We start from the raw sequence: 18,105 nt of genomic DNA on the forward strand, positions 1-18,105 counted from the left end.
CATAAGCTGGATTAAACGGACATGGGTGCGCTCCCATGCTTTACACCGATCGATGTGTGCCGTAACACTTAACCGCTCAAGCGCCTTCCGAGCGCTAAGGGAGCTCGCCAAAGGACGTTCAGCGACCGTTAAGCTCGGCAGCATCGGGTACGGAGGAGACTGAGTGAAGCGGCCCACGATCGCCGACATAGCCCGCCGTGCGGGCGTGTCCAAGGGCGCCGTGTCGTACGCGCTGAACGGCCAGCCCGGCGTCTCCGAAGCGACCCGGAAACGCATCCTGGCGATCGCCCAGGAGATCGGCTTCAACGCGAACAGCGCCGCCCGCGCGCTCTCCGGCGCCCGGGCCCGGGCCGTCGGCCTGACCCTCTGCCGGCCCGCCCGCATCCTCGGCATCGAGCCCTGGTTCATGGGGCTGATCAGCGGTTTCGAGGCCGAGCTCGGCGCCCAGTCGTACGCGTTGACCCTGCAGGTGGTGGCCACTCCCGAGCAGGAGATCGAGGTCTACCGCCGCTGGTGGGGCGAGCGCCGGATCGACGGCGTGATCGTCACCGACATCCGCGAGGACGACGTGCGCATCCCGGTCCTCCAGCAACTCCAGCTGCCGGCCGTGGTGATCGGCGGCCCCGGCGACACCGGGCCGATCGCGCAGATCTGGTCCGACGACGCCGGCGCCATCACCGAGGCGGTCCGCTACCTGGTGGCGCTCGGCCATCACCGGATCGCCCGGGTCAGCGGCGTGCCCGACCTGCTGCACACCCAGGTCCGGACCAAGGCGTTCAACGAGGTCTGCGCCTCGCTGGGGCTGGACAACGTGGTCACGCTGCCCGCCGACTACACCGGCGAGGAGGGCAGCCGGGCCACCCGCCGGCTGCTGATCGGCGGCGACCGGCCCACCGCGATCATCTACGACAACGACGTGATGGCGGTCGCCGGCCTGGCCGTGGCGCAGGAGATGGGCCTGTCCGTGCCGGGCGATCTGTCCATCGTGGCCTGGGACGACTCACCACTGTGCAGCCTCGTGCACCCGCCGCTCACCGCGCTCAGCCGGGACATCTCGGCATACGGCGCGCAGGCCGCGCGGGAACTGCTCAACGCGATCGACGGCAAGATGGTCGGCAACGTCGAGGCCGGCCGGGTCCACCTCACCCCGCGCGGAAGCACCGCCCCGCCGCGCTAGCGAGGCCTAGGAGCGGTGGCTCTCCAGGTAGGCCTCCATCCGCTCGGCCGGCGCCGGGTATCCCAGCGCGAAACCCTGGCCGTACCGGCAGCCGGCGGCTGCGGCGCGCTCGATCTGGTCGGCGCTCTCCAGCCCCTTGGCGACGATCTCCAGCCCGAGCCGGCGACCGAGACTGACCACCACGTCCAGCACCGCCGGGCCGCCACCCACCACCGCCTCGGCGGGGTTGTTCAGCAGTGACCCGCTCAGCTTCAGCATGTCCACCGGCAGCCGGCGCAGGTGCGACAGCGAGGTCTGGCCCGAGCCGAAGTCGTCGAGGGCGGCCCGCACGCCCAGCTTGCGCAGCCCGGTGAGCGCCGCCACGATGGCCGGCACGTCCTCGGCGATCCAGGTCTCGGCCACCTCGACGACCAGGCGTTCCGGTGCCAGGCCGTACCGTTTCAGGGTTTCCGCGACGTGCTCCGGGAACCGGGCGGTGAGCAGCTCGCGCGGGCCGACGTTGACCGACAGCCAGAAGTCGTCGCCGGAGAAGGCCCAGCCGGACAGACGCCGGCAGGCCTCGTCCAGGACCCATTCGTCCAGCTCGGCGGTGATGCCGAGGGCCCCGGCGATCGGCAGCACTTCCTCCGGCAGGATCGTGCCGAGGTCCGGGTGTCGCCAGCGCAGCAGCGCCTCGACCCCGACCGGATGGTTGTCGCGCAGCCCGGTCACCGGCTGGAAGACCAGGTCCAGCTCGCCCCGGCCGGCCGCGCCGAGCAGCTGCCGCTCCAGCTCCATCCGGCGGTGCAGCTGGATCTCGATGTCCGGGTCGTACCACTCGACGCGGTCCAGGCCGATCTGCCGAGCGCGCTGCCGGGCCAGGTCGGCGTGGCGCAGCACCTCGTCGGAGTCGGCGCCGCCGGAGAGTTCGGCCAGGCCCACGCTGGTGTGCAGCTCGACCGTGACGCCGGGCAGCGGGTACGGCTCGCCGAGCGTGGTCACGATGCGGGTGGCCAGGGCGTACGCCGGCACCGCCGACTCACCGGTGAGCACCGCGAACTCGTCGCCGCCCAGCCGGGCCGGCACGTCGTCGGCACCGAGCAGACCCCGGATCCGGCGGCCCACCTCGACGAGCACGGCGTCCCCGACCTCGCGCCCGCGGCTGTCGTTGATCTCGGCGAGCCCGTGCAGGTCGATCACCAGCAGGGTGCCGCGCTGCCCGGCGCGGCGCCGGTGGGCGAGCAGGTCGCGCATCAGGGCCGGCCGGTTCGCCAGCCCGGTCAGCTGGTCCAGGTGGGAGAGCCGGTGCAGGGTGCGTTCCAGATGGACGCGTTCCCCGACGTCACGCACGTGCACCACGAGCGCCGCCACCTCGGGCACCGACCGCTGGTCGGAGATGGTCGACTCGGTGTCCCGCCAGAGCCGGGCGCCGTCCCGCAACCGCGCGCTGACCAGCACCGGCGGGCCGCCCTCGTGTTCACCGGCGAGGACCGACTCGATCACCGCCTGGGCGGAGTCGGCGTCGTCCGGGTGGATCAGCTCGCCGAACCGGCGGCCGATCACCGCCTCGTCGCGCAGGCCGAACAGCCGGGCCGCGGCCGGTGACTGCCAGCGGATGGTGAGCTGCTCGTCGAGCACCAGGGTGAGGTCGGTGGCGCCGGCCACCAGGGATCGGAAGTGTGCCTCGGCGACCCGCAGCCGGCCGGCGTAACGGCGGATGTCATGGACCACCAGCAGTTCCCGGACGGCGAGCACGCTGACCATGACGAGTCCGAAAATGATCGCCTGGATGGTGAAGTCCCGGACGGTGATCAGATGCCAGAGCGCGGCGACCACACCGACCGTCGCCGGCACCGCCAGCAGCGGATAACTCGCCAGGTACTGATCCGGGTGCCGCGGCTCGAGCGGTGGCGGCGGGAGGTCGCGCCGGGACCCGCCGAGCGCGCAGGCGGTCAGCCCGGCCACCATCGGCAGCCCGGTCAGCGGCACCGCCGGGCCGGTCACCCCGAAGGCCACCATCTCGGTCAGCGCACAGAGCGCGAGCAGCGTCAGCACCGTGCCGGCGCCGCACCAGAGGGCCGGGTGCGGGCGGGGACGGGCGCGCAGCACGATCACCGTGACGATGGCCGCCCCACCGGCCGCGATCAGCATCGCGGGCACCCCGGCCGGCCGGGTCGCCGCGCCCGGCACCAGGTAGGCCGCGAAGCCGAGGCTCACGCCCAGGCCGACGCCGTCGAACGCCCGGCGCAGCCGGATCTGCCAGTTGCTGGTCGCGCCGGGCAGCAGTGAGACGCCCACCACGAAACAGACGGCCGCCACCGCCAGGCCGGCGGTCAGCCAGCCGACCACCGCGCCGGCGGCCCACCACGGCACCGTCACGGTCGCCGCGGTGGCCAGTGTTCCGAGCCCCACAAAACCCGCGCCGCGGCACGCCACGAAGGCCCGCTCGGCGTGATGCAGCTCCAGCGCCGTACGAATGAGGAAAGCTCCCGCGCACAGGCCGGTCGCGCCCACCGCAACCGCCAGGGCGGCCGGGGCCGGCAGCAGGCCGGCCGCACCGGCCACAAGGATCAGCGCCGACGCCACGGGCACAGCGATCAGGACCGTCCGGCCGTCAGGCCGGGACGGGTCCGGCGCGGGAGGCACAGCCACGATCTGTCCTCTGGGACGAGGGGTGGGAACTGCACCCGGTCAACGAGTGTCCCCGGATCGAGTTACGGGTTCTCCTACAACGGATCGTGGACCTTCCAACGACGATGGTCAAATCCTGCAGGCCGGCCGGGGACCGGCACGGCCGCCGGGCGCGCCGAGTGGGAGGATGGGGACGTGCGCAATCGTCCTGTTCTCCGCGTCCGCAAGTCCGGCGCCGTCCTCGTCGCGGCGCTCATCGCGGTCGTCGGCGCGGTCCCGCTGGCCGGCACGTCGTGGGCGCTGGCGCCGATCGTGCTGATCCCGCTCGCCGTGCTGGCCTGGGCGTGGCGGGCCGGCACCGACGTCTATCCCGACGAGCTGCGGGTGCGGGCCCTGTTCGGCGGCAGCCGGGTCCCCTGGAGCCGGATCTCCGAGCTCGCCCCGGACCAGCGCGGCCGGGTCTCCGCCCTGCTCGACAACGGCAACGTCATCCGGCTGACCGGCGTCAACCGGGAAAACCTTCCGCTGGTCCTGGCGGCCGGCGGGCATCCGCTCGGCGAACCGGCCACCAGCGAGCAGTGAGCGGCCCGAAACTGTCAGGCGGCGCGGCTACCCTGGTCCGCAGAGCCTGAGAGGGGTGGTTTGGTGGTCCGCTTCCGCCGGGGCCGCGCCGCGGTCGCGACCGTCGGTGCCGTGCTGACCCTGACCGCGGGGTGCAGCTTCGGGCCGCCCGGGCCGGACCAGGCCGGTTCCCCGCCCAATCTGCCGCGTCCCTCGGTCGCGCCCACCGCCAGCGGGAGCGGCGACGAGCGCGAGGTGGCGGTCACCGTTCTGGCCAAGGCGCTCGAGGTGCCGTGGGGCATCGACTTCCTGCCCGACGGCTCGGCCGTGGTCACCGAGCGCGACACCGCCCGCATTCTGAAGGTGGGCCCGGAGTCCGACGCCGAGGGTCTCAAGGTCACCGAGTTGCAGCGGCTCAGCGAGGTGCACGCCTCCGGCGACGGTGGGCTGCTCGGCATCGCCGTGTCGCCGGCCTACAAGACCGACAAGACGCTCTACGTCTATTACTCCACCGAGCGTGACAACCGGGTCGGCAAGCTGGTGGCCGGCGGCAAGCTCCAGCCGATCCTCACCGGCATTCCCCGCTCGGTCGATCACAACGGCGGCGCGCTGGCCTTCGGGCCCGACGGGCAGCTCTATGTCGGCACCGGCGACGGGACCCCGGCCGGCAGCCAGTCGGCAAACCCGAAGAGTCTGGGCGGCAAGATCCTGCGGATCACCACGTCCGGCAAGCCGGCGCCCGGCAACCCGGTGAAGACCTCGCCGATCTGGTCCTCCGGCCACCGCAACGTGCAGGGCCTGGCGTGGGACGCGACCAAGCGGATGTTCGCCACCGATCACGGGCAGCCGCAGTTCTCGGAGCTCAACGTGATCGCCAAGGGCAAGGATTACGGCTGGCCCCGAGCCGACGGCGCCGGCACCGACAGCAAGCTGGCGAACCCGCTGGTCTCCTGGCCGACCGCCGCCTCGTCGTGCGGCGGGGTGGCGGCGATGGAGAGCCTGGTCGCCACCGCCTGCCTGCTCGGCAAACGGATGTACATGCTGAACGTCACCGGCAACGGCACCGTCCTCGGCAACCCGCAGGAGCTGCTCACCGACGAGTTCGGCCGGTTGCGCGCGCTGGTCGCCGCGCCGGACGGCTCGTTCTGGGTGAGCACCTCCAACCAGGAGGAGGCCGGCGAGCCCGACCCCGAGGACGACCGCATCATCCGGCTGGTCTTCTCCGACGGCGGCGCCGGCCGGAGTTGACGGCCATGACTGTTTTGAATCAGCCCCGGCCGGGCAGGTGAGCGCCGATGAAGCCGCGCGAGTTCGTTGACCTGGCCGGCCGGGCTTTCCGGCATCGCTGGGCCCGGCGCATCCGGGTCGCCGTGACGGTCGCTCTGGTCAGCATCGCCGGCGCGGTGATCGGCGTGATGCTCTTCGCCCAGGCCGGCATCAACGTCGGGCCGTTCAGCGCCGAGATGTCCATCCGCCCGTCGATCCACGGCGGCACCGAGGTGGACATCCCGCCGCTCGGCTCGCTGCATCTGGACAGCCACCGCGGCCCGCTGCACCTCAAGGTGGCCCTCGGCTCACTGGACCAGAGCCGGACCGAGGCGCTGATCGACAACCCCTCGGCGATCAGCACCGCGGGCGACCGGGCGGTCGACGAGGTGGTCGCCGGGATCTCCCGGCTCGGCCTGCGCACCCTCGGACTGGCCGTGCTCAGCGCCCTGATCCTCGCGGCGGTGGTCTTCCGGGACGTTCGGCGCACGGCCGCGGCGGGCGTCACCGCCCTGGTCGTCACGACCGGCAGCCTGGGCCTGGCCGCGGCGACCCTGCGGCCGGACGCGATCAGCGAGCCACGCTACGAGGGGCTGCTCGTCAACGCCCCGGCGGTGGTCGGCGACGCCCGCCGGATCGCGGACAACTACGGGCGCTACGCGGAGCAGTTGCAGGCCATCGTCGGCAACGTCAGCCGGGTCTACTCAACGATCTCGACGCTGCCGGTCTACGAGCCGGCCGGCAACACCACCCGGCTGCTGCACGTCTCCGACCTGCACCTGAACCCGTCGTCGTGGGGCCTGATCCGGACCGTCGTGGAGACCTTCGAGATCGACGCCGTGATCGACACCGGCGACATCGTCGACTGGGGCAGCAGCGCCGAGACGGGATACGTGGCCTCGATCCCGTCGATCCAGGTTCCGTACATCTATGTGCGCGGCAACCACGACTCGGCCGCCATCCAGGCCGCGGTGGACGCGCAGAGCAACGCGGTCGTCCTGGACAACGCGCTCACCACGGTCGACGGGCTGACCATCGCCGGGATCGGCGACCCGCAGTTCACCCCGGACAAGAGCGAGTCCAACGAGGCCGGCGACGAGTCCGGCCCGGAGCTGCTCACCACGGCCGGCGAGCGGCTGGCGACCACCATCCGCAACTCCGGCAAGCAGGTGGACATCGCGCTGGTCCACGACCCGGTCATGGCGAGTCCGCTCTCCGGGGTGGTTCCGCTGGTCCTCGCGGGCCATCGGCACCAGCGCGAGGTGAGCGTGCTGCCCCCGCCGGAGGCGCCGGCCCCCTCGCCGTCCGTCGCGCCGTCCCCGGCGGCCTCGGCCGTGCCCGCCCCGCCGCCGGTGACCACCCGGCTCATGATCGAGGGGTCGACCGGCGGGGCCGGGCTGCGCGGGCTCGAGGGCGAGGACCCGACACCGCTGAGCCTCTCGGTGCTGTACTTCGACGAGAAGAACGCCCTCAAGGCCTACGACGACATTCAGCTCGGCGGGACCGGCCAGTCCACCGTGGAGATGCAGCGCAACGTGGTCGGCCTCGACGAGGAGCCCACCCCGGCCCCGTCCGTGCCGGTCAGTCAGCCCAGCCGCTGAGCGGGGCGGCGCAGGCCGCGGACCCCGGCCACCACCAGCGGGGCGAAGGCGGCACCCACCACGGCGGAGATCAGCACCGGCATGCTCAGCGGCAGCGCGAACGCGCCGAGCAGGCAGATCGCCGGCACCGGCACGGCCCACCAGCCGATCACGCCGGCCCGGGCCAGCCCGACCTGGGCGACGACCACGCCGAGCAGCGACAGCATCTCGGTGAAGTTCCAGACCTGCAGCAGCCCGTGGCCCAGGGCACCCTCGGCGAGAGCGACCGCCTGCTCGACCGGCAGGTTCCGGCCCAGCTCCATGATCCACCAGTCGCTGAGCAGGTTGCCGGAGATGTTGAGGAAGCCGAGCGCCATCATCAGCGAGCCGACGATCGTCACGATCGCGCCCTTGCGGCCGCGCACCAGCAGCGGAAGCAGCAGCGCGCCGACCCCGATGAAGATGTTGCCGTAGTGCAGCAGCAGCGCCGACACCTGCGTCAGCATCGGGTCGCGGGCCAGCGATTCGACGTATCCGGCCTGGGTTTCGGAGTCCTGCACCGGCGCGGTGACGTTGCCGGCGAAGAACAGCAGCGGCCCGGCGATCAGGGAGGCGGCACCGGTGCGCCACAGCACCCGGGCGGCCGGGTTGTCGCGGGTGGTCTCGACGTCGGCGGTCGCGGTCACAGTCATGATCAGTTCTCCTCAGTTCTCGTTTGACCTGGGAAAACTTATGGCCCGGGAGGGTCTTGGCGATGCCCTCCGGCGGCTTGATCGACACCCGTCGCGCGGCTGGCCTTCCCCGGCGCGGCGGTCCACCGCACGGCGGACGTGCAGGTGCCCGGCTGTCCCCCAGCAGGCGGATCCGCCCCGCTACCCGTCCTGGCTACCGTGATCCACATGCCTTCTCTCCGCGTACCGGCGCCCTGGCGCACCCTGCCGATCGGCGCGGCGGTGCTGCTCACCGCGCTGGGCGTGGCCGAGGTGACGCTGGACCAGGCGTATCAGGTGGCGCCGCTGGCCCCGGCGGTCAGCGTCGCGATCACCGCCGTGGCGGCGGTGGTGGCCGCCTGGTCGCCGCTCGCCGGCGCGCTGCTGATGTCCGCCACCTTCCCGGTCGTGGTCGCGCTGGGCACCCCCGGGCCACCGGGTACGACGGTCGTCGCGCTGCTCCTGGCGTTCGGCTGGCTCGGCTACCGCCAGACCGGCCGGCACCGCTGGGCCGGCCCGGCCGCCGGGCACCTGCTCGCCGTGGTGGCGGTGCTCTCCGGCGGGCAGTCGGCGTGGGAGTCGCTCTTCTTCGGCACGCTCTACTGGGTGTCCTGGTGGGTCGGGCGGGTCGTGCGGCGGGAACGCACCCGCGGCGACGACCTCGCCCGGCTGGCCGCGGCGCTCGACGCCGAACGCGAGGCCCGCGACCGTGCCGTCGTCATGGAGGAACGGCAGCGCATCGCGCGGGAGATCCACGACGCCGTGGCGCACTCGGTGAGCGTCATGGTGCTGCAGGTCGGCGTGCTGCGGACCCGGATGGCGGACCGGCCGATGGAGAGCGAGGTGCTGCTCGGCGTCGAGCGGCTCGGCCGGCAGTCGGTGCAGGAACTGCGCGGGCTGGTCGGGATCCTGCGGGACGAGGCGGAGGCCGAAGCACGCGCGCCGCAGCCTTCGCTGCGGCACATCGACGAACTGCTCGATGACGTACGGGCCGCCGGCCTCCCCGTCGAACTGGAGGTGGTCGGCGACTTCGACCTGCCGCGGACCGTGGACGTGTCCGCCTACCGGATCGCGCAGGAGGCCCTGTCGAACGTGCTGCGACATGCCGGCCTCGTGCCCACCCGGCTGCGCCTGTGCGACAGCGGCGACACGCTCACCGTGGAGGTGACCAACGATCCCCCGGCCTCGGCGGTTCCCGACCCCGCTCCCGGCGGTCACGGGCTGATCGGGATGCGGGAACGGGTCGGCCTCTTCGGCGGTACCCTGCGGGCCGGCCCGCGCCCGTCCGGCGGTTACGCGGTCTGCGCCACCTTCCCGATCAGGAGGACCCGATGACGATCCGTGTCGTGCTCGCCGACGACGAGGGCATGATCCGGGCCGGGCTGCGGATGCTGCTCGACTATCAGCCGGACATCGAGGTGGTCGGCGAGGCGTCGGACGGGGCCGAGGCGGTGTCCGTGGTGCTGCGGACCCGGCCGGACGTCCTGCTGATCGACATCCGGATGCCGCGGGTCGACGGGATCGAGGCGACCCGGCGGATCGTCGCGGAACTGCCCGCCACGCGCGTCATCGTGCTGACCACGTTCGACGAGGACAGCTACGTGACCGGGGCGCTGCGGGCCGGGGCGAGCGGTTTCCTGCTCAAGGTGTCGCCGCCGGAACAGCTGCTGGACGCGGTGCGCACCGTCGCCGACGGGCGGGGGCTGCTCGACCCGGCGGTCACCCTGCGGGTCATCCAGTCGCTGGCCGCGGCTCCGCAGCACGACCCGGCGTACGCGTCCCGGCTCGGTGAGCTCACCGACCGGGAAACCGACGTCCTGCGGCTGGTGGCCCGGGGCCTGTCGAACGCGGAGATCGCCGCGGAACTCTTTCTCGGCGAGGCGACCGTCAAGACGTACCTGTCCCGGATGTTGATGAAGCTCGGCCTGCGTGACCGGGTGCAGGCGGTGGCTTTCGCGTACGAAAGCGGGCTGGTGCGACCGGGAGCCTCCTGACCCGGCCGCACCAGCCCTGTTCCCTCAGGAGTAAGTGATGTCGGAGGCCGAGTAGCGGCAGTAGGTGCCGTCCGGCCCCGAACCCGTCTTGGTCGGCTCGTCCCCGCTGCTGTTACCGGTGTACCGGTCGCAGACGGAGATCTTCCGCGAGCTGTCGCCGACGATGGTGACGCCGCTCAGCGTGGCGGTGTCGCCGTAGTTGGTGTTGATGCCGACCACGGAACCGCCCGGAGCCGTGAGCCGCACGTTCTGCACGACCACGGTCCGCTTGTACTGCGTCGAACAGTTGCCGCACGAGCGGTAGAGCTTGCCGAAGTTGCTGACCTGGAAGTTCCTGATGGTCAGCGTGCCGCCGCCGTTGTGCTGGAACACCTTGTCCGACGCCGACCGCGCGCCGCCGCCGTCCACGGTCGCCACCGTGGAGCTGCCGCCGCGGAACGTCGCCGCATCCTCACCCACGTCCAGCCACCACACGTTGCGCAGCGTGCAGTTGCCGTCGCAGTGCACGCCGTCACCGGCCGGGGGGCCGATGATCACGTTCGACAGGGTGGCGCCGTTGGCGAGCTTGAACATCGGGTCCTGGCTCTCGCTCTGCCCACCGTCACCGATGCCGTAGTAGCGCTTGTTGCCACCGTCGAGCCCGCTGGCCGGCACGCTGATCGTGGCGTTCACCTTCACGCTGCCCGTCTCACTGGGCCACGGCGCGGTCGGACCGGTGCCGCCGCCGCCACCGCTGCTGCCCATCTTGATGAGCTGCCACTGCTGGTTGGCGAAGTTCTGGTCGGCGTACTGCACCACGCGGCCACCGTCGGCGGTCGACCACTCGAAGACCTCGAGCGCCTTGCCGCTGTTCCGGTTGATCAGCTGGATGTTGCTGCCGATGTCCTGAATCCGCCACTGCTGACTGGTGGCGTTGCGGTCACCGTTGGACTGGATGATCTGCGCGCCGTCGGCCGTCGACGCGCCCTGCACGTTGAGGACCTTGCCGCTGTGCTTGGCCTGCAGGCGGTAGTTGCCGCTGCCCATGTCCAGGAACTTGAACTGCTGCCAGTCCCCGTTGTTCTGCGACCACTGGTTGATCACCGCGCCGTCCGCGGTGGAGAGGTTGTAGACGTCCAGCACCTTGCCGCTGTGCTGGTTCTTCAGCACGTAGTAGGCGTTGAGATCGATGGTGGCCGCGCTCGCCTGCTGGGCAGTGACAATACCGACCGCACCCAGCGCCGCCGTCGTCAGCGCGGTGATCGCCGCAGCCGCCAAGCGTCGTCGTCTCATGGTTTCCTCTCCGCCCGCCGGGGAATGCGAGCCGCACGTCCAGGGGATTTGTGAACCGACAGGCATCGATGTTCGCGCTCACAAATGCCCTGGTCAAGAGAGGATTCAGTTGCAGTTTGTTGCAGGATTCGGCGCTTATGGAAGCGCTCCCACAAAATGCCTGGTCACTGCGGAGCCGACACTCGCATCGCGGCTCGCACCGCCTCGGCCCGCTCGCTCCCGGAAGAGTCCGCGTGCGTCACGCACCAGAACTCGTGATCGGCGCAGAGCTTCGCCTCGTCGGGCGCACGGAGAACTCGCATCCCGGCCTGCTCGAACTCGGCGATCAACTCGCGGCGTGAACGTGCCGTCCGCCGATACACGTTCGCCAGGAGCACTCCCCCCGGCGCGAGGACCCGCTGCATCGTGGCGATATGCAGCCGGGAGAGCCGGAAATGGAAGACGAAAGCACTGACGACGGCATCGAATCCGCCGTCCGGAATATCGGGAAGGTCCTGGTCCGCGAGATAAAAGCGCGACTCGCCGGCGCTCGCTCGATTGAACTGGACCACCGCGGGATCAATGTCCAGGCCGGAATACTTCACTTCGCCGAAAAGGTCGCGCATCGTGTGGAAACCGCAGCCCCACTCCAGTACCGACCCGGCTTGCGACACTCCGATCGCCCGCGCCAGCACGGACCGAACCCGATGATTGACCGCTGCCACCTCGTGCCGTTCCAGCAGCGGCCGGCGGGCCGCGTTGAGCACCTGAATCTTCTTCGGGCTCAGCTTCTCGCACGGCCGGTCCAGGTAGATCGTGTCCATGAATCGGAACAGCCGCCGACCATCGACGACAACGCTGCGCGGAGCGGCTGCCCCCGCTTCCGTGAAGTAAACGCCTGCTCCGCGATGGGCAGGGCGGTCGTTGCGTGGCGCATTGCCTTCTGCGAGCACGGCGCGAGCGTAGTACTCATCCGCCCGGCACAAGCCGCGACGCCCCAATTGAATCCTGATCGCGACGGGGCAACGGCTCCCTATTCTCCCTGCCGGGGTGGCCAGCGGCGCTCGATCGGGCCTAGGAAACGATCGAGAAGAGGCTCCCGTTCGAGCGCGCGGAGCAGAAAGGCCATGTGCCCGCCGATCTCCCGTGCCCGGCGGCGTGAGGTGCAGATGTCGGCCAGTACGCGTACGTGCTTCTCGGCGCTCTCGTAGTCCGCCGCAAGCACCCGCTCGGCCCATCGGATCAGCTCCGCCCACAGGGACTTCACCGGTGTCAGCTGCTGCTGCTCGTTCACCCGGTAGGCGGCGGTGCGGCTCTCCACGGCCGCGCGCTCCGTCGCGTTCGTGCGAGCCTTCAGCAGCGCCAGGAAGAAGGGGGTGACCGCGGAGTCGCTGTTCAGCCTCGCCGCCTTCTCGTGCGCCTTCGAGGCCCCGGCGATGTCGCCGCCATCGCGCAGGATCAGACCCAGGCAGTTGTGATTGCTGTGATTGTCGGGAGCGATCTCGACCGCCCGCTGTGCCCACCGCAGCGCCCCACCCGGGTCGCTGTAGCGGTACACCAGTGCGAGCCCGCGCTCCGCGTCACCGGTCACGGTGTCCAGCTCCTGCATCTCCTTGAAGCGCTGGGCGGCCGCGGTCTCGTCGCCGAGATTGGTGAGCGCGCGGCCCAGGCGGTAGAACGTGCGAGCGTTCCGGGGATCGAGCGTGGCGGCGCGGCTGAGGAAGCCGACCGCTTTCGCGTATTCACCGTCCCGGTACGCCAGCTCGCCCTGATTGAACAGATAGGAGACCTCGACCATCGAGTTCATTCGTTCGTCGATGCCGTCGACTTCTTCGCGCAGATCTGCGAGCAGCCTGCTCGCATCAGTGAGCATGGCTTCGACGCGGGCGCTGGCGTCCTCTCGCGCCTTGCGGATAGCTCTCAGCTCGCGCAACCCGAAAAGACCCGCCAATACGAGAATGACGGTGATGACCGTGATCAGGAGGCTGAATCCGGCGAGGATGAGACCCGACCACGTCACGATCGAGTTGGCTATCTGGCCAGGATCAGTCGTGGGAGTCGGCGACACAACACTGAGTATGAGTGTCTATTACCGAGCGTGCCACCGGCCGGTCCCATAGCTACGGAACCGGCCGGTGGCACGTACGGAAAGGGTCTATCAGGAGACGCCGAGGCGTTGCAGGAGCAACTCGCGGACGGCCTTGGCGTCTGCCTGGCCGCGCGTGGTCTTCATGACCGCGCCCACCAGGGCGCCCGCCGCCGCCACCTTGCCGTCGCGGATCTTGGCCGCGATGTCCGGGTTGGCGGCGATCGCCTCGTCGACCGCGGCGGTGAGCGCGCCGGTGTCGTTGACCACCTCGAGGCCTCGCGCCGCCATCACCTCGGCCGGCTCGCCCTCGCCCGCGACGACGCCCTCCAGGACGGTCCGGGCCAGCTTGTCGTTGAGCTTGCCCTCGTCGACGAGCTTCTGCAACGCCGCGACCTGCGCCGGGGTGGCGCCGACCGCGGCCAGTTCGATGCCCTGCTCGTTGGCGCGCCGGGCGAGTTCGCCCAGCCACCACTTGCGGGCGCCGGCCGGGGACGCGCCGGCGGCGATGGTCTCCTCGATGAGTTCGACGGCGCCGGCGTTCGTGGCCGACTGCATGTCGAGTTCGCTCATGCCCCACTCGACGCGCAGGCGGGCCCGCCTGGCGCTGGGCTTCTCCGGAAGCGTGGCCTTCAACTCCGCCACCCACGCCTTGTCCGGCGCGATCGGCACCAGGTCGGGCTCCGGGAAGTAGCGGTAGTCGGTCGCGGTCTCCTTGGAGCGGCCCGGGCGGGTGTCGCCGGTGGTCTCCTGGAAGTGCCGCGTCTCCTGGAAGATCTTGCCGCCCTCGTCCAGGATGCCGGCCTGGCGGATGATCTCGGAGCGGACGGCGCGTTCCACCGAGCGGAGCGAGTTGACGTTCTTCGTCTCGGTCCGCGTGCCCCACTCCTCGCCCGGCAGGTTCAGCGAGGTGTTCACGTCGCAGCGCATCGAGCCCTGCTCCATGCGCACGTCGGAGACGTCCAGCGAGCGAATGATGTCGCGCAGCTCCGCCACATACGCCTTGGCGACCTCGGGGGCCTTCGCGCCGAGACCGGGCACCGGCTTGGTGACGATCTCGACGAGCGGGATGCCGGCCCGGTTGTAGTCGACGAGCGACTCGGTGGCGCCGTGGATGCGACCGGTGGCGCCGCCGACGTGCAGCGTCTTGCCGGTGTCCTCCTCGATGTGCACCCGCTCGATGCCGATCCGGTGGGTGACGCCGTCGACCTCGACGTCGACGTAGCCGTCCACGCAGAGCGGCTCGTCGTACTGCGAGGTCTGGAAGTTCTTCGGCATGTCCGGGTAGAAGTAATTCTTCCGGGCCATCCGGCACCACTCGGCGATGTCGCAGTTGAGGGCGAGACCGATCCGGATGGTGGCTTCGATGGCGGCGCCGTTCATCACCGGCAGGGCGCCGGGCAGGGCCAGGCACACCGGGCAGACCTGGGTGTTCGGCTCGGCGCCGAAGTCGGTCTTGCAGCCGCAGAACATCTTCGTGTTCGTGCCCAGCTCGACGTGCGTCTCCAAGCCGATGACCGGCTCGTACTTGGCGAGGATCTCTTCGTATGTCATCTCACAGCTCCGGCGGGGTCAGCGTGCCGACAGCGGACTCGAGAGCGGCGGCGACCCGGTACATCCGGTCGTCGGCCATCGTCGGCGCCATGATCTGGAAGCCGACCGGCAGACCCTCGGAGAGCCCGCACGGGACCGAGATGGCCGGGCCGCCGTACAGGTTCGTCGGGATGGTGAAGAGGTCGGCGAGGTACATCTGGTACGGATCCGAGGTGCGCGACCCGAACGGGAACGCCACGAACGGGGTGGTCGGCGAGACCAGCACGTCGACCTTCTCGAACGCGGACTGGAAGTCCCGGGTGATCAGCGTGCGGACCTTCTGCGCCTGGCCGTAGTAGGCGTCGTAGTAGCCGGACGACAGCGCGTAGGTGCCGATGATGATGCGGCGCTTCACCTCGGGGCCGAAGCCGGCCTCGCGGGTCAGCGACATGACCTCCTCCAGCGAGCGGCTGCCGTCGTCGCCGGAGCGCAGGCCGTAGCGCACGCCGTCGAAACGGGCCAGGTTGGAGGAGCACTCGCTGGGGGCGATCAGGTAGTACGCGGGAAGCGCGTACTGGAAGTGCGGGCAGGACACCTCGACGATCTCGGCGCCCAGCTTGACCAGCGCGTTCAGGGACTCCTGGAACGCGCTGACGACGCCGGGCTCGGAGCCGTCACCGGCGAACTCCTTGACGATGCCGAGTTTCACCCCGGTCAGGTCACCGGCGGCGCCGAGGCGCGCGGCAGCGACCACGTCCGGCACGGCCTGCGGGATCGAGGTGGAGTCGCGCGGGTCGTGGCCGGCGATCACCGCGTGCAGCAGGGCGGTGTCCTCGACGGTCCGGGCGCACGGGCCGGGCGTGTCCAGCGAGGACGAGAAGGCGATCAGGCCGTAACGCGACGTGCCGCCGTACGTCGGCTTGGCGCCGACCGTGCCGGTGACCGCCCCGGGCTGGCGGATCGAGCCGCCGGTGTCGGTGCCGATCGCGAGCGGCGCCTCGTAGGCGGCGAGCGCGGCGGCCGAGCCACCACCCGAGCCGCCGGGGATCCGGCCCAGGTCCCACGGGTTGTTGGTGGGGCCGTACGCGCTGTACTCCGTGGAGGAGCCCATCGCGAACTCGTCCATGTTGGTCTTGCCGAGGATCGGCATGCCGGCTTTCCTCAGCCGCTCGACGATGGTCGCGTCGTACGGCGGCTTCCACCCCTCAAGAATCTTGGAGGCGGCCGTGGTGGGCATGCCCTTGGTGGTCACCACGTCCTTCACGGCGATCGGCACACCGGCCAGCGGCCCGGTGATCTCGCCGCGGTCCACCTTCTCCGCCTCGGCGAGGGCGGCGGAACGGTCCACGTGCAGGAAGGCGTGCACCCGCTCGTCGACGGCGGCGATCCGGTCGAGGTGCGCGGTCGCCACCTCGACGGCCGAGACCTCGCGGGACGCGATCAGCCCGGCGAGTGATGCGGCGGAGAGCCTGGTCAGGTCGGTCACGGATCAGTCCTCCTCGTCCAGGATGCGCGGCACCCGGAACCGGCCCTCGTACGCGTCCGGGGCGCCGGAGAGCGCCTCGTCCTGCGCCAGGCTCGCGGTGGGGACGTCATCGCGGTACACGTTGGTCAGCGGCACGGAGTGCGAGGTCGGCGGGATGTCCTCCGCGGCCACCTCGCCGACCCGCGCGACCGACTGCAGGATCACGTCGAGCTGCCCCGCGAATCGATCGAGCTCTTCTTCGGTCACGGCGAGCCGCGACAGGCGCGCCAGGTGCGCTACCTCTTCGCGGGAGATGGCGGCCATCCTGCCCCCTCATTGTTTGACGGTTTGCCTGCAAAGGCTGAGTCTATTTTCCGGGGCTGCACCGGCCGGTACCGGGCCAGCCACTCCGCCAGATCGGCGGCCGGCATGGGCCGGGCGTGGAACCAGCCCTGCGCCGTGTGACAGCCGGCGGCGGCGAGCAAACGCCAGGTCGCCTCGTCCTCGACGCCTTCGGCGACCGCGCGCAGACCCAGGGCCTCGGCGAGGCCGATGACCGATCGTACGATCGCGGCGTCGCCCCGGTCGGTCGCCATCCCGAGCACGAACGAGCGGTCGATCTTCACTTCGGAGAGCGGCAGCCGGCGCAGGTGCTGCAGCGACGAGTAGCCGGTGCCGAAGTCGTCCAGCGAGATCGCCACGCCCATCCGGCTGAGCCGGGTGGTGGTGTCCAGCACCCGGTGCGGGTCGGCCATCAGCGCGCTCTCGGTGATCTCCAGCTGGAGCAGCTCGGGCGGCACCTCGTATTCGTGGAGCAGCCGGCTGACCCGGTCGGCGATGTCGCCGGCGTGCAGGTCGCGGGCGCTCACGTTGACCGCGGCCCGCAACGGCCGGCCCTGGGCGCGCCAGGCGGCCACCTGGGCCACCACCTCCTCCAGCACCCGCCCGGTCAGCAGCCGCATCACCGGGGTGGGTTCGGCGACCCGGAGCAACTCGTCCGGGCCGACGGTGCCGCGCTGCGGGTGCCGCCAGCGCAGCAGGGCCTCCACGCCCACCACCTCACCGGTCGCGATGGCGATCTGCGGCTGGTAGAAGAGCACGATCCCGTCGTCGGGCGAGTCTTCCCGCAGCGCGTTACGCAGGTCGGCGAGCAGGGCCAGCCGCTCGGGCGAGTGGTGTGCGGCGTCCGGGCCGTGCACGGCGATCTGGTCGCCGCGCTGCTTCGCCTCGTACATCGCGGCCTCGGCCTCGCGCAGCAGGGTGCCACCGTCGCGCCGGCCGGACTGCAGCGCTATCCCGATCGAGGCGCTCAGCTCGACCGGGGCGCCGTCCGTCGGGAACGGACGGCTCAGCGTCTCGGCCAGATGCTGGGCGATCCGGCGGGCCGCGGCCGGGCCCTCGACCCGGGTGGCGAGCACTGCGAACTCGTCGCCGCCGAGCCGGACCACCAGATCGTGGGCGGGCACCGCGGCGGCGAGCCGGTCGGCCACCCGGGTCAGCAGGCGGTCGCCGGCGCCGTGGCCGAGCGCGTCGTTGACGGTGCGGAACCGGTCCAGGTCGAGCAGGAGCAGCGCCCGCCGGCGATCGGGCGCGCGCTCGGTCATCGCGGCCTGCAGCGACCGCCGGTTCGGCAGGCCGGTCAGCGGGTCGAAGCGGGCGGCCCGCTCGGACTCGCCGGCCCAGCGGACCATCCGGTGCACGGCGTGCAGGGCCAGCAGGGCCATCGGCAGCAGGGCCGGGCTGACCCGGGCGGCGACCAGCACGACCGGGCTGAGCAGCAGCAGCGCCGCGGTCGCCAGCAGGTCGGCGTGCACCCGCCGCCGGTGGCAGCGCGGCCGGCCGTCGGTGGTCCAGCGCCGGACCAGGGCGGCG

The 18,105-nt window shown here is 71.2% G+C and carries 15 protein-coding genes; 6 read left to right on the top strand and 9 right to left on the bottom strand.

Going from position 1 to position 18,105, the window contains the following annotated elements:
* Window positions 1-163 precede the first annotated feature (163 nt).
* The gene (locus AB0F81_RS18860; protein ID WP_360198838.1) at window positions 164-1,177 is read left to right on the top strand and encodes a LacI family DNA-binding transcriptional regulator; all 1,014 of its coding nucleotides are present in this window, start codon (window positions 164-166) and stop codon (window positions 1,175-1,177) included.
* Between the two features lie 6 nt (window positions 1,178-1,183).
* Here AB0F81_RS18860 and AB0F81_RS18865 read toward each other — a convergent pair whose 3' ends face one another.
* On the bottom strand, window positions 1,184-3,808 hold the full coding sequence (locus AB0F81_RS18865; protein WP_360198840.1) for an EAL domain-containing protein: 2,625 nt from the start codon (window positions 3,806-3,808) through the stop codon (window positions 1,184-1,186).
* 174 nt (window positions 3,809-3,982) lie between these two features.
* Between AB0F81_RS18865 and AB0F81_RS18870 the strand changes: the two genes are divergently transcribed.
* From AB0F81_RS18870 to AB0F81_RS18880, 3 genes are read left to right on the top strand one after another with little or no spacing between them, the layout of a single operon-like run.
* Window positions 3,983-4,369 (top strand): PH domain-containing protein, encoded by a 387-nt coding sequence (locus AB0F81_RS18870; protein ID WP_360198842.1) that lies wholly within the window; start codon window positions 3,983-3,985, stop codon window positions 4,367-4,369.
* Window positions 4,370-4,429: 60 nt separating this feature from the next.
* On the top strand, window positions 4,430-5,596 hold the full coding sequence (locus AB0F81_RS18875) for a PQQ-dependent sugar dehydrogenase (RefSeq protein WP_360198844.1): 1,167 nt from the start codon (window positions 4,430-4,432) through the stop codon (window positions 5,594-5,596).
* A gap of 47 nt (window positions 5,597-5,643) precedes the next feature.
* Entirely contained in the window at window positions 5,644-7,215 is a 1,572-nt protein-coding gene (locus AB0F81_RS18880; RefSeq protein ID WP_360198846.1) for a metallophosphoesterase, read from the top strand.
* Here AB0F81_RS18880 and AB0F81_RS18885 read toward each other — a convergent pair.
* On the bottom strand, window positions 7,200-7,886 hold the full coding sequence (locus AB0F81_RS18885) for a hypothetical protein (protein ID WP_360198848.1): 687 nt from the start codon (window positions 7,884-7,886) through the stop codon (window positions 7,200-7,202). The genes AB0F81_RS18880 and AB0F81_RS18885 overlap by 16 nt on opposite strands.
* Before the next feature lie 207 nt (window positions 7,887-8,093).
* On the opposite strand from AB0F81_RS18885, the gene AB0F81_RS18890 reads away from it, so the two are divergent.
* Complete coding sequence (locus AB0F81_RS18890; protein ID WP_360198850.1) at window positions 8,094-9,239, top strand: histidine kinase; 1,146 nt, start codon at window positions 8,094-8,096, stop codon at window positions 9,237-9,239.
* On the top strand, window positions 9,236-9,898 hold the full coding sequence (locus AB0F81_RS18895; RefSeq protein WP_360198852.1) for a response regulator transcription factor: 663 nt from the start codon (window positions 9,236-9,238) through the stop codon (window positions 9,896-9,898). Before AB0F81_RS18890 ends, AB0F81_RS18895 begins: the two co-directional genes overlap by 4 nt.
* Before the next feature lie 24 nt (window positions 9,899-9,922).
* On the opposite strand, the gene AB0F81_RS18900 is transcribed toward AB0F81_RS18895, so the two are convergent.
* The 7 genes from AB0F81_RS18900 to AB0F81_RS18930 form a co-directional block, all read right to left on the bottom strand.
* Window positions 9,923-11,170 (bottom strand): pectate lyase, encoded by a 1,248-nt coding sequence (locus AB0F81_RS18900; RefSeq protein ID WP_360198854.1) that lies wholly within the window; start codon window positions 11,168-11,170, stop codon window positions 9,923-9,925.
* Window positions 11,171-11,334: 164 nt separating this feature from the next.
* Window positions 11,335-12,102: a class I SAM-dependent methyltransferase gene (locus tag AB0F81_RS18905; RefSeq protein WP_360198856.1), complete on the bottom strand. Its 768-nt coding sequence runs from the start codon at window positions 12,100-12,102 to the stop codon at window positions 11,335-11,337.
* Window positions 12,103-12,182: 80 nt separating this feature from the next.
* On the bottom strand, window positions 12,183-13,217 hold the full coding sequence (locus AB0F81_RS18910; protein ID WP_360198858.1) for a hypothetical protein: 1,035 nt from the start codon (window positions 13,215-13,217) through the stop codon (window positions 12,183-12,185).
* A 90-nt stretch (window positions 13,218-13,307) separates the two neighbouring features.
* A complete protein-coding gene (gene gatB, locus AB0F81_RS18915; protein ID WP_360198860.1) occupies window positions 13,308-14,789 on the bottom strand; it encodes an Asp-tRNA(Asn)/Glu-tRNA(Gln) amidotransferase subunit GatB in 1,482 nt (493 codons plus the stop codon).
* A 1-nt stretch (window position 14,790) separates the two neighbouring features.
* Window positions 14,791-16,254: an Asp-tRNA(Asn)/Glu-tRNA(Gln) amidotransferase subunit GatA gene (gene gatA / locus AB0F81_RS18920; RefSeq protein WP_360198862.1), complete on the bottom strand. Its 1,464-nt coding sequence runs from the start codon at window positions 16,252-16,254 to the stop codon at window positions 14,791-14,793.
* A gap of 3 nt (window positions 16,255-16,257) precedes the next feature.
* Complete coding sequence (gene gatC / locus AB0F81_RS18925) at window positions 16,258-16,557, bottom strand: Asp-tRNA(Asn)/Glu-tRNA(Gln) amidotransferase subunit GatC (RefSeq protein ID WP_360198864.1); 300 nt, start codon at window positions 16,555-16,557, stop codon at window positions 16,258-16,260.
* Window positions 16,530-18,105, bottom strand: a 1,576-nt coding sequence (locus AB0F81_RS18930; RefSeq protein WP_360198866.1) for a bifunctional diguanylate cyclase/phosphodiesterase, incomplete at its 5' end; no start/stop codon positions are given. The genes AB0F81_RS18930 and gatC, both read right to left, overlap by 28 nt.

It is taken from the genome of Actinoplanes sp. NPDC024001 (assembly GCF_040638955.1).
Classification (GTDB): Bacteria; Actinomycetota; Actinomycetes; order Mycobacteriales; family Micromonosporaceae; genus Actinoplanes.

Coding starts and splice junctions, on each gene's coding strand:
- AB0F81_RS18885 (WP_360198848.1), bottom strand. CDS start 7,886: ATGACTGTGACCGCGACCGCCGACGTCGAGACCACCCGCGACAACCCG.
- AB0F81_RS18900 (WP_360198854.1), bottom strand. CDS start 11,170: ATGAGACGACGACGCTTGGCGGCTGCGGCGATCACCGCGCTGACGACG.
- AB0F81_RS18895 (WP_360198852.1), top strand. CDS start 9,236: ATGACGATCCGTGTCGTGCTCGCCGACGACGAGGGCATGATCCGGGCC.
- AB0F81_RS18880 (WP_360198846.1), top strand. CDS start 5,644: ATGAAGCCGCGCGAGTTCGTTGACCTGGCCGGCCGGGCTTTCCGGCAT.
- gatB (WP_360198860.1), bottom strand. CDS start 14,789: ATGACATACGAAGAGATCCTCGCCAAGTACGAGCCGGTCATCGGCTTG.
- gatC (WP_360198864.1), bottom strand. CDS start 16,557: ATGGCCGCCATCTCCCGCGAAGAGGTAGCGCACCTGGCGCGCCTGTCG.
- AB0F81_RS18890 (WP_360198850.1), top strand. CDS start 8,094: ATGCCTTCTCTCCGCGTACCGGCGCCCTGGCGCACCCTGCCGATCGGC.